Source organism: Salinispora mooreana, assembly GCF_000379065.1.
GTDB lineage: Bacteria > Actinomycetota > Actinomycetes > Mycobacteriales > Micromonosporaceae > Micromonospora > Micromonospora mooreana.
This window is the reverse complement of record NZ_KB900614.1, coordinates 3,288,484-3,301,949: the sequence shown is the minus strand read 5'-3', so window position 1 is coordinate 3,301,949 and position 13,466 is coordinate 3,288,484. Positions and strand designations below refer to the sequence as shown.

Here is a 13,466-nt window from a genome sequence, read left to right as displayed (position 1 = left end):
GCTGACGGCTCCGATGAAGGACCCGTTTCACGACAGGGTGCTGCCCGTGGTCAACGCGGGTGGTGGGGCGGGATCGACCCGCCTGTGCTCAGCTGGTGCTGCTGGCTGCGGGGGTCTTCGTGCCGCCCGACGCGGAGGAGGCGCCGGCGCTCTTCGAGGTTGAGTCACCCGCGGCGGAACCGTTCGACGTCGAGCCGCTCGAGGCTGATCCGCTCGAGGTCGAGTCGCTCGAGGCTGATCCGCTCGACGAGCCGGACTCGTTGCTCGCGGCGGCGGGCTTGCTGGCCGTGCCACCCGAGCCTGAGCCGGAGTCGGTGCGGGAGTCGGTGCGGTAGAAGCCCGACCCCTTGAACACGATGCCGACGGAGTTGAACAGTTTCCGCAACCGCCCCGCGCAGGTCGGGCACTCGGTCAGCGGCGCGTCGGTGAAAGACTGCACCGCCTCGAGCTGGTGGCCACACGCGGTGCAGGTGTACTGGTACGTGGGCACGTTCTCCTCCGGAACTGACACTGTCGGTTGGCACTCGGCATATTCGAGTGCCAATGGTGCGTCATCACCCCCGGGTTCGTCCAGCGGACGTGTGGGGCGCGACACCAGCGCGGGTTCAGCGCGGTGCGGCAGCGTCCAGCGTACGCAGGCCGTCGGCCGGGGTGACCACAGCGTGGACCGGACGGTCGTGTGGCTCCGCCGGCAGCGCGTTGACCAGCTCACCCTCGTGCAGCGGCACCACGGTCAGGGTGGTCGCCGGGACCCGGGCGAGTGCCCGGTCATACGAGCCGCCACCCCGCCCCAGGCGCACCCCCCGCCGGTCCACCGCCAGCGCCGGCAGCACCACCAGGTCGGCCGTTGCGAACGCGGCCCGGCCGAGCGGGGGCGCGGTCGGCTCCCGCATCCCCCGGCCGGCGGCTGCCAGATCGTCGGGCCCGGTCCACGGCGCCCAGTCCAGGTCGAGGTCGGCCCGGAGCACCGGCAGCAGCAGTTCGGCCCCCTCCGGCAGCGCGGCGTGCAGCACCGTCGGCAGGTCCGCGCCGCCCGGTTCGGTGGCGATTGGCAGGTACGCCGTCATCCGGCGCGGGCGCAGTCGGCGGACCAGGGCGACCAGGCCGGCCTGAACCTGTCGGGCGGCGGTGGCCCGTTCGGCGTCGCCGAGTCGTCGACGGCGGGCGAGCAATCTGGTCCGCGTCGCGAACTTCGCCTCGCGGGTCACTTGCGCTCGATCAGAAAAATCTGGCACGCAACACTCCTGACGCAGGGCTCATCCGGGAGTGACTCTGTGTCAGCATCGCAGGCATCGGCCGGCGAAGTCCCGGGGGGATCGAGTGACACTACGGGCACGCTTAACCGCAGCCTTCCTCACGGTGGTGGCCGGCCCGGTGCTGGTCGGGGCGTACTTCGTGGGGTTCGCTGTGACCAGCATCGATCGAAGTCAGTCCGCCGACCGGCTCGCGGTTGCCGCGACCACCGTCCGAACCGCGGTTGACGCGCTCTGCCAGCAGCTGCGGGCCGCCGCGGAGGTGGTGGCCCTCGCCGCCGATCGGGCGGCCGCCGCGGGGCGGGTGGTCGATCGGGGTCTCGCCGCCGCCGTGCGGGTTACCGACGTTGGCGGCCAGGTGCTCCACGCCACCACGCCACTGCCCGCCGCGTCCTGGCGGGACTGCGCGGCCCGTACCCCGGCCGACGTCCCGCCCGGCGCGTTGGCCGCCCGGGTGGACCTCCGGGATGCCAGCGGGGCCGCACAGGGGGCGGTCACCGCCGCGCAGCCGATCGACCCCGCGTTCGTGGCGCGGCTGGCGGTGCTCACCGGGGCGGCGGTCACCCTGCTCGACGGCCCGGACCCGGCCAGCCGGCTCCGGCACACCACCGAGTCGGCGGGAGTACGCGAGGCGGTACTCGGGGCTGTCGGTGGACTGGACGGTGAGCAGGTGGTGGGCACCGACGACGGTCGGTATCTGCGGCGGGTTGACCCGTCCGACCGGCAGCCGCTGTCGCTGGTGCTCTCCGTTCCGAGTGACCGACCCCCCAGCCTGTACGCCGCTCTGGTCGCCGCCGTCTTGCTGGCCGTGCTGTTGGCGGTCGTCGTCGCCGGACGCCTGGCCCGGGCCACCAGCCGGCCCTTGGCCGAACTGGCGGGGGCGGTGGACCGGGTGGCCCGGGGTGACCTGACCACGCGGGTGCCGGTGCGCGGCCGGGACGAGATCGGGCGGCTGGCTGGGGCATTCAACCGGATGACCCGGGAGACCGGCACCTACGTTGCCGCCCTGACCAGCAGCCGGGACCAGCTGCGCGGACACCTGGAGGTGCTGGGGGACACCTTGGCCAGCACCCATGACCTGCAGGGCATCCTGCGGGTCATCCTGCACAGCGCAATCGCGGCGACTGGCGCCCGAGCGGGGGCGGTACTCCTCGTCGATCCGGACGGGTCGCTGGTCGCGCAGGCCACCGAAGGGCTCGAGGCGCCGGCCGGTGAGCCGGGGCCGCTCCGGGTGCCGCTGGCCGACCTGGTGGGGGCGGTAGCGGTCAGCGGAGAGGCGCGCCGCGGCCGGGTGGAGCCGGCCGCGGCGCTGTCGGGGGAGCCCCCCTGCCGGACGTATATCGCGGTGCCCTTCGCGGCCCCGCGGGACGGCGGCGCCTCGCGGGCTGACAGTCCGTCTCCCCGCCCGGGTGGCCCGCCTGATGGTGCGGCGCCGGCAACGTTCGGCGTGCTCGCCCTCTACGACCGGCTCGGCGGGGAGGAGTTCGACGACGATGGCCTGGTCACGCTCCGTACCTTCGCCGGGCACGCCGCGGTGGCGGTGGACAACGTCCGGGTGCACGAGGAGACCCAGCGGCTGTCGCTGACCGATCCGCTCACCGGCCTCTGGAACTACCGCTACCTGCGCCAGTCGCTTCGCCGTGAGGTGGAACGAGCCATCCGGTTCGGCCGAATGCTCAGCGTCCTCGCCCTCGATCTGGACCGCTTCAAACACGTCAACGACACCCACGGGCACGCCGCCGGGGACCGGGTGCTGGTCGAGTTCGCCCGGCGGATCCGCGGCGAGATCCGTGAGGTCGACCTCGCCTTTCGGTTGGGGGGAGAGGAGTTTGTGGTGCTGCTACCGGAGACCGACGCCACGGGTGCGGCCATCGTCGCGGAGCGGCTCGGTGCGGTGGTACGGGACACCCCGATCGCCGTCGGCGGGTTGGCTGCCCCGGTCCTGGTGCCGGTGACCGTCTCCATTGGCGTCGCGGTCCACCCCGACCACGGCCGCACCGGACAGGAGGTACTCAATGCTGCTGACCAAGCCCTGTACGCGGCGAAAGCCAGCGGCCGAGACACCTGCCGGGTCGCCGGGGCGGCGAAGGCGCCCGCGCCCGTGCCGCCGGTGAGCTCGGACGAGGGGCCGCTTCGAGCCAGCGCGCGGCGCGAGCCGTCGGCCCAGCCCGGTGCCGCTGGTGGGAACGGGTCGGAGACCGAGGTGGCGCCGGGGTCGGGGGCGGTCACTCCCCGCGGTGCGACTTCCGGTCCTCACCCGCCACGGCAGAGCCGTGGCCGATAGTCTCGCGGCATGTCGGAGCACTCAGCAGATCCTCCATCGACGGCCACCGCAACCGGCGGTCCCCGCGCGGTCAAGGCGGTCATTCCGGCCGCCGGGCTCGCCACCCGCTTCATGCCCGCCACCAAAGCGGTGCCCAAGGAACTGTTCCCCGTGGTTGACCGGCCCGTGTTGCAATACATCGTCGAGGAGGCCGCCCAGGCCGGGATCACCGACGTCCTGCTGATCACCGGGCGCGGCAAGACCGCCATAGTTGATCATTTCGACCGCCGTCCCGACTTGGAAGAGCGGCTCGCGAAGAAGCCGGAGCTGTTGGCCGCGGTCAAGCGGACCGAGGACCTGGCCGCCATCTACACCTGCCGGCAGCCGGATCAGCTCGGGCTCGGCCACGCCGTCGGCTACGCCGAGTCCCACATCGGGGACCAGCCCTTCGCGGTGCTGCTCGGGGACGAGTTCCTGAAGCCGGCTGAGCCGCTGCTGCCGGCCATGTTGGAGCTGCAGGCCCGTACGGGCGGCGTCGTGCTGGCCTTCTTCGAGGTCGAACCCGACCAGACCACCCGTTACGGCATCGCCTCGGTGGCTTCAGCCGAGGCGGAACTCGCCGACATCGGCGACGTGGTACGGGTGACCGGCCTGGTGGAGAAGCCGAAGCCGGAGGAGGCTCCCAGCAATCTCGCCGTGTTGGGCCGTTACGTCCTTCCTGGCCGCATCTTCGACGCGATCGGCCGGACCGATCCGGGCAGTGGCGGCGAGATCCAACTGACCGATGCGATGGAGATCCTGCGCACGGAGGGGGTGCCGGTGCACGCCATCGTCTACCGGGGAACCCGGTACGACACGGGCATGCCGTTGGGCTATCTCCAGACCGTCGTGCAGATCGCCGCGGAACGCGATGACCTTGGCGCCGAGTTCCGAAAGTGGCTCGCCGACTTTGTCAACGCGGGCTCCTCGGGTGGTCCGGGTACATGACCGCGACGGCCGACGCCGAGGCGGCCGTGAACGAGTTGACGCCGCTCGCCGACTACCTGGGCAGTGTGCTGCGCAGGTTGCGTGCGCTGCCGCCACTCGACCTCGACCTCACCCAGGCGTACGGAAACGTCCTCGCTGAGGATGTCGTCGCGACGCACTCCGTCCCGGCCTTCGACCAGGCAGCCGTGGACGGGTATGCGGCGTGCTGGGAGGACATTGCCGCCGGTGGCCGGGGCGTCGGCTACCCGTCGGCCCAGGCCGGCTCGCCGGGCGGGCGGGTCGTGCAGCTCAACGTCGTCGGTGATCTGGGCGCCGCTAGTTGGCGTCCGGTCCGACTCACCCCGGGGGCCTGTTTCTCGGTGGCCGCCGGGGCGCCGCTGCCGATTGGCGCGGACGTGGTGGTTCCGGTCGAGTGGACCGACCAGGGCATGGCCTCGGTGGAGATCCACCGAGTACCGAAGCGGGGGTACAGCGTCCGCAAGGCCGGTGAGGAGATCGCGGCCGGCACGTTGCTAGCCCGGGCCGGTACCTACGTCTCGCCGGCACTGGTCGCCGTGCTCGCCGCAACCGGAATCGGCCATGTGGTGGTCCGGCCCAGCCCACGCGTGGTGGTCGTGGCGACCGGTGACGAACTTGTCGAGGTGGGGCGGGGCAGCCAACCCGGCCAGGTGGTGGACGTGAACTCGCACGCCCTGACCGCGGCGGCGGCCGAGGCCGGTGCTCTCGCGTTCCGGGTGGGCATCTGCGACGACGACCCGGAGGGGTTGCGTGGCCTGCTGGAGGACCAGACCCTGCGGGCCGATCTGATCATCACTACCGGGGGCACCGGCACCGGGCCGGGCGACATGGTCCGGCGGATTCTCTCCCGTCGGGAGGGGAACCGGACCGGACCGGTGGCCTTCACCGAGGTGGCGCTCTACCCCGGCACCGCGCTCGGGTTCGGCACGGTCGGCCCGGAGGAGGTACCGGTGGTCTGCCTGCCTGGTGATCCGGGGGCGGCACTGATCGGTTTCGAGGTACTGGCGCGGCCGGTGATCAATATGCTGGCTGGGGCGGAGCCGGTCTTTCGCCCTGGCGTTCGGGGACATCTGCTGGAGACGATCTCCTCGCCGGCGGGGTTGCGTGAGTTTCGGCCGGCGCAGGTCGCGGAACGGCGCGGCGGCGGCTACACCGTCCAGCCGCTGCGTGGCGGGCCCCTTGCCCTGTCCGGGCTGGCCGAGGCGAACGGGTTGTTGGTGCTCGGTGAGCGGGTGACCACCGCCGCAGCGGGTTCCACCGTGGACGTGTTGCTGCTGGACCGACGTCGGTGAGGATGCTTGCCCCGGCCGGCGCTGCGGGCGGAGGATCAGCCGGGTGAGCCTTCTGGGACGCCGCACGCAGGGATGGCCCGCCGTGTTGGCCGATGGTCCGGTGTCGTTGCGGCCCTACCGACGTTCGGACGCGGTGGCCTGGTCTGAGGTGCGCCGCGCCAACGAGGCGTGGCTCGCCCCCTGGGAGGCGTCTCTCCCGGGTGCCTGGGCGGACCTGAACTCACTCGATGCCTTTCGCTGGGTGTATCGGGAGCAGCGCCGCGCGGCCCGGATCGGCGAGAGCATGCCGTTTGTGGTCTGTCTCCGCGAGGGAGGACGGGACCGTCTGGTCGGGCATCTGAATGTCGGCAGCATCGTGCGCCAGGCGTTCTGCTCGGGCTGTGTCGGCTACTGGGTGGATTCGCGGGTGGCGGGGCGAGGCATCATCCCTACCGCGCTTGCCCTCGCCGTGGACCACGCCTTCGGGCCGGGTGGGCTGCACCGGATCGAGATCAGCATTCGCCCGGAGAACCAGCCGTCGCGCCGGGTGATGGAGAAGCTGGGCTTTCGCGAGGAGGCGTACCACGTGCGCTACATGCACATCGACGGCGCCTGGCGTGACCACATCGGGTACGCCCTGACCAGCGAGGACGTGGCGGCCGAGGGGGGCCTGCTGGCCCGTTGGTGCCGGCTGCGGGCAGCGACTGGCTGAGCGGTCCCGGCTGGGACGATCGGCGCGGCGAGCCGTCATCCGGTGCCGTCGCCCGTAACCTCAGGTAACTGCAAGCTACGGCATTTGCAGTCCAACCGTAGGATCTTCGGCTCCAGGCCGAAATATGAAAGATCGTCCGGCGCTGGCCTGTGCTTGCCTGAAATTCGGTGACGGGAGGGGTGAGGGTGCCGACCTCGGTGCTCCTCGCCGTCCTCGCCGCCGCCGGCCTGCTCGCCCTGGCGCCGGCCCTGGTCCGCCGGTACGACGCGACCGAGCGGCTGGCGGCGGAGCGGGCGAAGTCGACGGCGCGGGTGCTCCAGCGCCGTCGACGACGCCGCACTGTCCCAGGTCGCCGGCCAATAAATCCACCACGTTCGCTGTCGGTTACTTTAAGTGAAAGTGTGGACTCCGGTGCCGCCGTCGTCGACCAGGCATCAGGGTTCCGCCGGTCGGACCAGCTGCGCGCGGTGTCAGCGAAGCCCCACCGGCAACGTCGGCTCGGCGGGCGCCCGGCTGCCGGCCCCCGCCGGCCCCTGCCGCGCCGCCGCCAGCACGCCCCAGCCATCTACCGGCGGCGGCGGGTGCTCGCCGCGCTGCTCCTACTCAACTCCGTCGAGTTGGTCGGAGTGCTCGTCGTCAGCCCCGGATTCTGGATCGGCTTCGCGGTCACCGGCACCCTGCTCCTGGCCTACGTCGCCCACCTGCGCTCTCGCGCCCTCGCTGACCAGCGCCGCCGCCGGGCCGCCGCCCGCGAGGCGGCCTGGCTGGCCGCCCGCCAAGCCGAGGTGCGGCGCGAGCAGGCGCGCCGGGCCGCGGTGCGGCGTGAAGCACAGCGCCGCCTGGCGGCCCAGCGGGAGTCGGTGCGCCGTACCGCGATGGGTCTGGACCGGCCGGCGGACCTGCCGGCGGCGGCGAACGGCGGGACCGTCTCCTACCGGCGTGCCGGCGGCCTCCGCGGGCGCCCGTACCAGGCCGGCCGTGGTGCTCAGCCGGCCTGAACTCGGAAATTGCCCGCCCAGCCGGAACCGGGCACCCACCCACCCACTCGGGTCGCGTCGCAACCCCTTCGCCGGGTCGGGGGCGATTCGCAGGGCGGTCAGGGACCTGTTAGCCTTATCGCCGGCCCGCTCGGTGAATGCCGAGTGGGACCCACGCCGGCACGCCGGCGGAGGGGCTGTGGCGCAGACCGGTAGCGCACCTCGTTCGCATCGAGGGGGTCAGGGGTTCAAATCCCCTCAGCTCCACACCGATAAGGCCCTGACCAGCAAGAATTTCAGTCAGGGCCTTAGTCTTTGTCTGTGCGATGGTGAATCATCCCCCGGAAGCCCCCTACAAACATGTGGGCGCGACCGGGTTCCCGGGGCCAGCGGTCTGCCTGGACGGTGCGGTCGTCGGCAATACTGGGGTGACGTTGGCGGATAGCAGGATTGTTGACGACGCCGCCCTGGCGGGCAACGGCGGCAGGGTGTTCGTCAACGAGGGCGCTGCCGGCAACCAGGTGGCCATTCGGCACAGCGAAATCTCCCGCAACCGGGCTCTCGGTGCTGGAGCGGTCGCCGGTGGCGTCTACAGCGGCGCCACCAACGCCCTGGTGTGCAGCGATGTCAAGATCACTAGGAATAGCTCTGCCGAGCCGCCTGATGGTGTCTACAACGCCGGCACCGTGACCGTGGTCGGCCCGGCGCTACTCGTGAGCAACTCACCCCACCAACTGCGTCGGCAGCCCGAACCCGGTGCCCACCTGCTTCGGCTGACCCACCTGGGCCGAATCAACCGGCCGGCGGCCCTTCCGGCTGGTCGCGCCAGCTACGACGGGTGCCGGGGGTCCGGTGGTAACTGGCGTTCCTGCGGGCGGCGCTGCGCGACCCCCGCTACGTGGACGGCTACCTCGAACACTGAGCCAATCCGCGCAACGGTGTGATTCCGGTGCGTAGTAACCCGGTGCCCGGAAGTCCGAGACGCGCCATACCGCTGTCCTGCCGGTACGCGAGCACACAGTGGTTCACCTCGCTGGTCTGCTCGCCACGGAACGAGCCCGCTGCGGGATCCGTGCCGGAACCCTGCGTCTGAGGTGGGACCCGCTGCCGGTGCCGATGCACGGGGACCTGCATCGACCAGCCCAACCGGTACAAGATGTTCGCCGTGTCACGCAGCGTGTACCGGGTGTGGAACATCCGGGCGATCAGCTCCGACCCGCGCCAGGGTCCACCGGTGATCACTACTCAACCCCATGGATCGCCCGGCCGTGCTCCAACGCGTCGGTCAGCCGCCGCAGCCGACCCTCATCCAACCGGCACCGAGACCCACCCCGCCTGCCGCCGTACCGCCGCACGCTTCGCTCGCCCCCGCGCGGACAACCCACCACCATCGGGATACCTCATCACCCCGGCCTACAGCGATCACCACGGAAGATCACATCGACATGCGATCCATAGTGAAGAAAATGTGCAATTCGTGATCTGTAGTGACAGTGATGCAAGAAATTACTAAAACGGATATACCGGCCCTTTTAAAAGCCCTGGCAAAAGTCCTGTCAGCTTCCTGTCTCATGTCTACCGACGTAGGATCGAGATCATCTTCAGCGCGGAGATCATCTTCAGTGTGGAGATCATCGTATGGGGGAAGGTGACGAGTGCATGGTGATGACGGATGGCCGATTAAAGCCGGCCGAGAATGCACACGGGTCGATTGGCCAGGGTTGTCATGAGGCTGGTAAGGCGGTAGGCATCAGGGCCTCCTCATCAGCGGTCGTGATGCGGTTCTCCGGTCCGGTGACGGTTACCAAGGCGGGAATTCTCTTCCCGAGCGGTCTCGCCCAGCACGTCTGGGAAGACATCGGGATGCAGTTGCAGATGGCCTCGAACTCATCCGCGTGGTGGCTGGCTGACTGGCTGATCTTCGGCGAAACTGCATTCAGCGGTCGATACCGGGAAGCGATCAAGCGGACCGGCCTCGACTATCAGACTTTGCGGAACTACGCGTGGATTGCGCGGAAGTTTCCGCACGAGCGGCGGGTCGCGAGTCTGAGTATCGCGCACCACGCCGAGGTGGCGCGGCTGAGCGAGCCGGAGCGGGCATATTGGCTGCGCAGGGCTGAGGAGGAGCAGTGGTCACGGAATCGACTCCGCCGAGAGGTGCGGCACAGCCTCGCCGAGCGCGGCACTGACGATTGGCAGACATCGAGCTCGGAGCGTTGCGAGGGGTCTGCCAAGCCCACGGCCATCCAGGTGCGTCTCGCGCCCGAACAGTTGGACCTGTGCGTCCGGCTGGCGAGTTCTTGTGGGCTGAGCCTCAGCGAATGGGTCGAGAATTTGGTGCGCTCGGCGACTCATGACTTCGCCCCAGCGTCCTTTGCCGCTGTGGAGTAGAGCCGCAGAATAGAGAACTTCTGCCACGCAGAATACAAGCACACCCTCGACGCCCTTTGAGAACGTCGTATGGCATCGGGTGATCCGATGGTGGATGCCGGGTTCACAGATGCTTCGATAGCTGTCAAGTGGTGCTGGTGGCTGAGTGGCGCCGTCAGGGCCCGGAAGGGTCGCCGGCTGATGTAGCGCCTGAGGCTGCGTATGGTCTCGCGTTGGTGCGTCCTTCGCGGGTGCGCGGGTCGTGCCCCAAACGAACCAGCGCGACGGTGTGGAGCGCTCGACTGAGGCGTCGGTCGCCGCTGCGGTTGAGCCGGTGGCGGTGACGCGTCGGCCAGGGCAGCGAACGCGGCTTCGGAGCGGACGCGGCCAGGGTGGCGTTGTCGCTGCGGGTACGCCAAGCCGCGAAGGTCAATACCTTGGCGTTGGCCAGTGCGTCGATCAGGCCGTGGGTGCGGGCGGCGGTCAGGTCGTACACGGCCCCGGGCAGGGCGGGCGGGGCCAAGATGAGGCATCCCTTGCATTCCGCGACGACCTGTGCGTTGATCCCGTGGCGCCTGTGTTCCAGAGTGGTACGGCCTTTGGTCTGCGACCCGGTCGATGGCTTCCCGGACGTACTGCCAGGCGGTCGTGACGCTGACCGCGAAGCCGCAGGCAAGACGGAGGATGGGCCACCGTTACGGAGATGGGCCAGGGCGAGTAGGGCCTGCTGGCCGGCGTCGAGGCATCACCACCGGCCCCGGCGGCGGGTGCGTTCGGCGCGGATGAGGTCGGGCAGCGTGGTTCAGGGGGGGGGCGGCTGGACAGCGTGACCGCGGACGGGTGGGACAGCACAGCGAGGATCCCGGTTGGGACATCGGGATGTGGTCGACTGCTGTCTCACCGGGAGCCTCCTCCTATGTCGACAGATCTTCCCCCGTACCCACCAGTAACCAGGCCCATCACGATGATGAAGACCTCAGTCTTGCCTGCAGCGCATAAAGTAAGGCTGCGTGGTTCGGTCATATCACCATCGGTTGGTGCGTATCCGCGTAGCTCGTCGGAGAACCGGCGGACTCTTCGGCACACCAGGCACTCTCTGGCGCGGACGGCCTTGACGAGACGAGTGTGGCGACTGTCGCGGCCGTGAAGAGGCAAGGTCAGGATGGCAGCCGGTGACTGCCTACAGCGCGCGACTTCTGTTCGGCGGTCCCTCCTCTTCGTGATTGCCCACACCAGGCTTCTGGAGGACCAGCTCGACGCTCCGATGTTTCGCGGGGAGGACGCTCCTCAGCGAAAACGGGCCGGAGGTCTTGCGCCGGCATGCAGGAGTCGGGCAGTGCGCGTTGCGGAATTGCACTTCTACGCCATCATCGGGTGGCGGCGGGAGCGTGTACCGCCGACCCGTCGTCACTTCGGCTTCATGCCAGGGTTTCTGCGCAAAGGGCTATCGCGGTGTCCCGCCGGCGAGACGAGTTCCGATCGCAATGTCGTCCGCGTGGCCATGGAACCTGGAGTCCGGGGGCGGACCTCGTTAGGCTCGAACCCAGGTCTGGGCAGCCCTTAGCAGTGCCACGCGGGTCCAGTCCGACAGATCAGGACCAGCGGGCAGAGTGCTCGATCGACAAGCTGTCCGAATGTGTGCGATGTCCGTACTTCCTGATCGGCGATGCGCGCGTCCGAATATGAATGGGGAGTACGAATCCAATGATTCCGTTGTCGTTCGCGCAGAGTCGGCTTTGGTTCTTGCACAAGCTTGAAGGCCCTTCGGCCACCTACAATGGGCCCTTCGTGCTGAAGCTGGACGGCATCGTCGACGTGCCTGCCCTGCGATCCGCTATCCGCGATGTCATCGACAGGCACGAGGTTCTTCGGACGAGAATCGTGGAAGACGCCGTAGGCGAAGCCTTCCAGCGGGTCGTTCCCCTTTCCGAGATCTCTTTCAACATGGATGTGGTGGACGTTGCGCCGGAGGAGGTCCCCGCGAGGGTGGCGTCCGAGGTCGCGATCCCGTTCCGCCTGGCCGAGGAGATTCCCATTCGTGCCCTGCTGATGCGGCAGGACGAATCGCACCATGTGCTGGTTCTCACCGTCCACCACATCGCCTGCGATGGTGAGTCGGCGGATCCGTTCGTGCGCGACCTCGTGGCCGCCTATTCCGCGCGTCGCGAGGACCGGTCGCCGCAGTGGCGAGAACTGCCGGTGCAGTACGCGGACTATGCCCTCTGGCAGCGCGACCTGCTGGCGGACGAGAGTGCTGGCAGTGTCGCCGGGGCCCAGATCGACTACTGGCGCGGCAAGCTGGACGGTGGTCCGAGGCTGCTGAACCTGCCCACCGACCGCTCTCGGCCGCCCGTCGCGAGCCACCGCGGGGGCCTGATCGAGTTCCAGCTGGGGCCCGCCGTCGTAGACGCCATGTCCGAGCTCGCGGCACAAGAGGGCGCGACGCTGTCGATGGTGATGCAGTCGGCGTTGGCGGTGTTGTTGTCGCGGCTGGGTGCTGGTGAGGATGTGGCGATCGGTGGTCCGATCGCGGGTCGTGCTGATGAGGCGTTGGCGGAGTTGGTGGGGTTCTTCGTCAATACGTGGGTTCTGCGGGTTGATGTGTCGGGTGGTCCGTCGTTTAGTGAGGTGTTGCGGCGGGTTCGAGCGGATGCGCTGGCCGCGTATGACCATCAGGATGTTCCGTTTGAGCGTCTGGTGGAGTTGCTGAATCCGGAGCGGTCGACGGCGTATCACCCGTTGTTCCAGGTCATGTGCGCCTGGCAGATCCCATGGCCGGTGGTCGACCTTCCCGGCCTTCGGGTGAGCTTCCAGCCGGCCTTCACGGGTACGGCCAAGTTTGACCTTTTCTTCAACATGATTCCTCGCGTCGGGGGCGGCGCCGAGGGGCGGCTCGAGTACGCCACCGACCTGTACGACCACGACAGTGCCCAGGCGATCGCGGACCGGTTGGTGCGGGTGCTGCGTCAGGTCCTCGCCCAGCCCGCGGCCCGGATCGACACGATCGACGTGCTGGACGCGCAGGAACGTAGTGATCTTCTGCAGTCACGGAGTGCTACCAGTCAGTCTGTTCCCGAGCTGACCGTCGACGAACTCGTCTCTCGCCAGGCCGCCGAGCACCCCGAGCGGACGGCGGTGATCGCGGGTCACGATGAGCTGACCTATCGAATGCTCGAGGAACGAGCTGGCCGTCTGGCGGCGCTCCTGCGTGCCAGGGGTGCCTCCACCGGGGGGGTGGTGGCGGTCGCCCTGCCGCGCTCCGCCGACCTCGTCGTAGCCGTCCTGGCGGTGTTCAAGTGTGGTGCCGCCTACCTGCCGATCGACCCGGCGTATAAGTCGGAGCGCCTTGCAGCGATAGTGGAAGACGCCCGGCCGACCCTTCTGCTCACCGATGCCGCGACTTCCTCGGCATTGCCGACATCGAACGTCTCCACCCTGTTGCTCGACGCCGTCGATTTGACGGATAAGAAGCTGCCTCGACTCGCCCATGCGCCGCGCATCGTTCCGGAGAATGTGGCGTATGTGATGTATACGTCTGGTTCGACGGGTGTGCCGAAGGGTGTGGAGGTTACTCATGGTGGTGTGGTGAATGGGGTTGTGCAGTTGGTGTCGGTG

General features: G+C 69.1%; 11 protein-coding genes, 1 tRNA gene and 3 pseudogenes. 10 read left to right on the top strand and 5 right to left on the bottom strand.

The features are described from left to right. Nucleotides 1-95: 95 nt before the first annotated feature. Nucleotides 96-335 carry a hypothetical protein gene (locus tag SALPAC6_RS30295; RefSeq protein ID WP_033666691.1) on the top strand — a complete coding sequence of 80 codons (240 nt, stop codon included), beginning with the start codon at nt 96-98 and terminating at the stop codon, nt 333-335. 14 nt (nt 336-349) lie between these two features. Here SALPAC6_RS30295 and SALPAC6_RS30290 read toward each other — a convergent pair. Then, nucleotides 350-490, bottom strand: a pseudogene (locus tag SALPAC6_RS30290) (FmdB family zinc ribbon protein); the annotation flags it as partial. A gap of 115 nt (nt 491-605) precedes the next feature. Further along, nucleotides 606-1,235: a 5-formyltetrahydrofolate cyclo-ligase gene (locus tag SALPAC6_RS0115630; protein ID WP_033666693.1), complete on the bottom strand. Its 630-nt coding sequence runs from the start codon at nt 1,233-1,235 to the stop codon at nt 606-608. A 124-nt stretch (nt 1,236-1,359) separates the two neighbouring features. Here SALPAC6_RS0115630 and SALPAC6_RS0115625 point away from each other — a divergent pair, with 124 nt between their 5' ends. The 7 genes from SALPAC6_RS0115625 to SALPAC6_RS0115595 all read left to right on the top strand — a co-directional run bounded on the left by SALPAC6_RS0115625 (nt 1,360) and on the right by SALPAC6_RS0115595 (nt 8,425). After that, on the top strand, nt 1,360-3,537 hold the full coding sequence (locus tag SALPAC6_RS0115625; RefSeq protein WP_033666699.1) for a GGDEF domain-containing protein: 2,178 nt from the start codon (nt 1,360-1,362) through the stop codon (nt 3,535-3,537). Between the two features lie 9 nt (nt 3,538-3,546). Beyond that, on the top strand, nt 3,547-4,503 hold the full coding sequence (locus tag SALPAC6_RS0115620) for a UTP--glucose-1-phosphate uridylyltransferase (protein WP_018254326.1): 957 nt from the start codon (nt 3,547-3,549) through the stop codon (nt 4,501-4,503). Beyond that, nucleotides 4,500-5,813, top strand: coding sequence for a molybdopterin molybdotransferase MoeA (locus SALPAC6_RS0115615; protein ID WP_018254325.1), 1,314 nt, complete (start codon nt 4,500-4,502; stop codon nt 5,811-5,813). Before SALPAC6_RS0115620 ends, SALPAC6_RS0115615 begins: the two co-directional genes overlap by 4 nt. A gap of 43 nt (nt 5,814-5,856) precedes the next feature. Continuing rightward, the gene (locus SALPAC6_RS0115610) at nt 5,857-6,504 is read left to right on the top strand and encodes a GNAT family N-acetyltransferase (protein ID WP_026189720.1); all 648 of its coding nucleotides are present in this window, start codon (nt 5,857-5,859) and stop codon (nt 6,502-6,504) included. Nucleotides 6,505-6,683: 179 nt separating this feature from the next. Continuing rightward, entirely contained in the window at nt 6,684-7,502 is an 819-nt protein-coding gene (gene sepX, locus SALPAC6_RS0115605; protein ID WP_026189719.1) for a divisome protein SepX/GlpR, read from the top strand. Between the two features lie 172 nt (nt 7,503-7,674). Continuing rightward, nucleotides 7,675-7,748 (top strand) — tRNA-Ala (locus SALPAC6_RS0115600). A gap of 59 nt (nt 7,749-7,807) precedes the next feature. Next, the gene (locus SALPAC6_RS0115595) at nt 7,808-8,425 is read left to right on the top strand and encodes a hypothetical protein (RefSeq protein ID WP_162561495.1); all 618 of its coding nucleotides are present in this window, start codon (nt 7,808-7,810) and stop codon (nt 8,423-8,425) included. On the opposite strand, the gene SALPAC6_RS31285 is transcribed toward SALPAC6_RS0115595, so the two are convergent. Further along, nucleotides 8,388-8,723 (bottom strand): winged helix-turn-helix domain-containing protein, encoded by a 336-nt coding sequence (locus SALPAC6_RS31285; RefSeq protein ID WP_018254322.1) that lies wholly within the window; start codon nt 8,721-8,723, stop codon nt 8,388-8,390. The genes SALPAC6_RS0115595 and SALPAC6_RS31285 overlap by 38 nt on opposite strands. Nucleotides 8,724-9,140: 417 nt before the next feature. Here SALPAC6_RS31285 and SALPAC6_RS26095 point away from each other — a divergent pair, with 417 nt between their 5' ends. Next, nucleotides 9,141-9,872, top strand: a complete 732-nt coding sequence (locus SALPAC6_RS26095) for an LmbU family transcriptional regulator (protein ID WP_162561496.1) — start codon at nt 9,141-9,143, stop codon at nt 9,870-9,872. Between the two features lie 149 nt (nt 9,873-10,021). Here SALPAC6_RS26095 and SALPAC6_RS31280 read toward each other — a convergent pair. Together SALPAC6_RS31280 and SALPAC6_RS31410 are read right to left on the bottom strand one after the other, a co-directional pair. Beyond that, nucleotides 10,022-10,246: pseudogene (locus SALPAC6_RS31280) on the bottom strand (IS110 family transposase); the annotation flags it as partial. A 26-nt stretch (nt 10,247-10,272) separates the two neighbouring features. After that, a pseudogene (locus tag SALPAC6_RS31410) lies at nt 10,273-10,647 on the bottom strand (helix-turn-helix domain-containing protein); the annotation flags it as partial. 890 nt (nt 10,648-11,537) lie between these two features. Between SALPAC6_RS31410 and SALPAC6_RS0115575 the strand changes: the two are divergent. Next, on the top strand, nt 11,538-13,466 hold a 1,929-nt coding region (locus SALPAC6_RS0115575), incomplete at its 3' end, for a condensation domain-containing protein (RefSeq protein ID WP_317889031.1).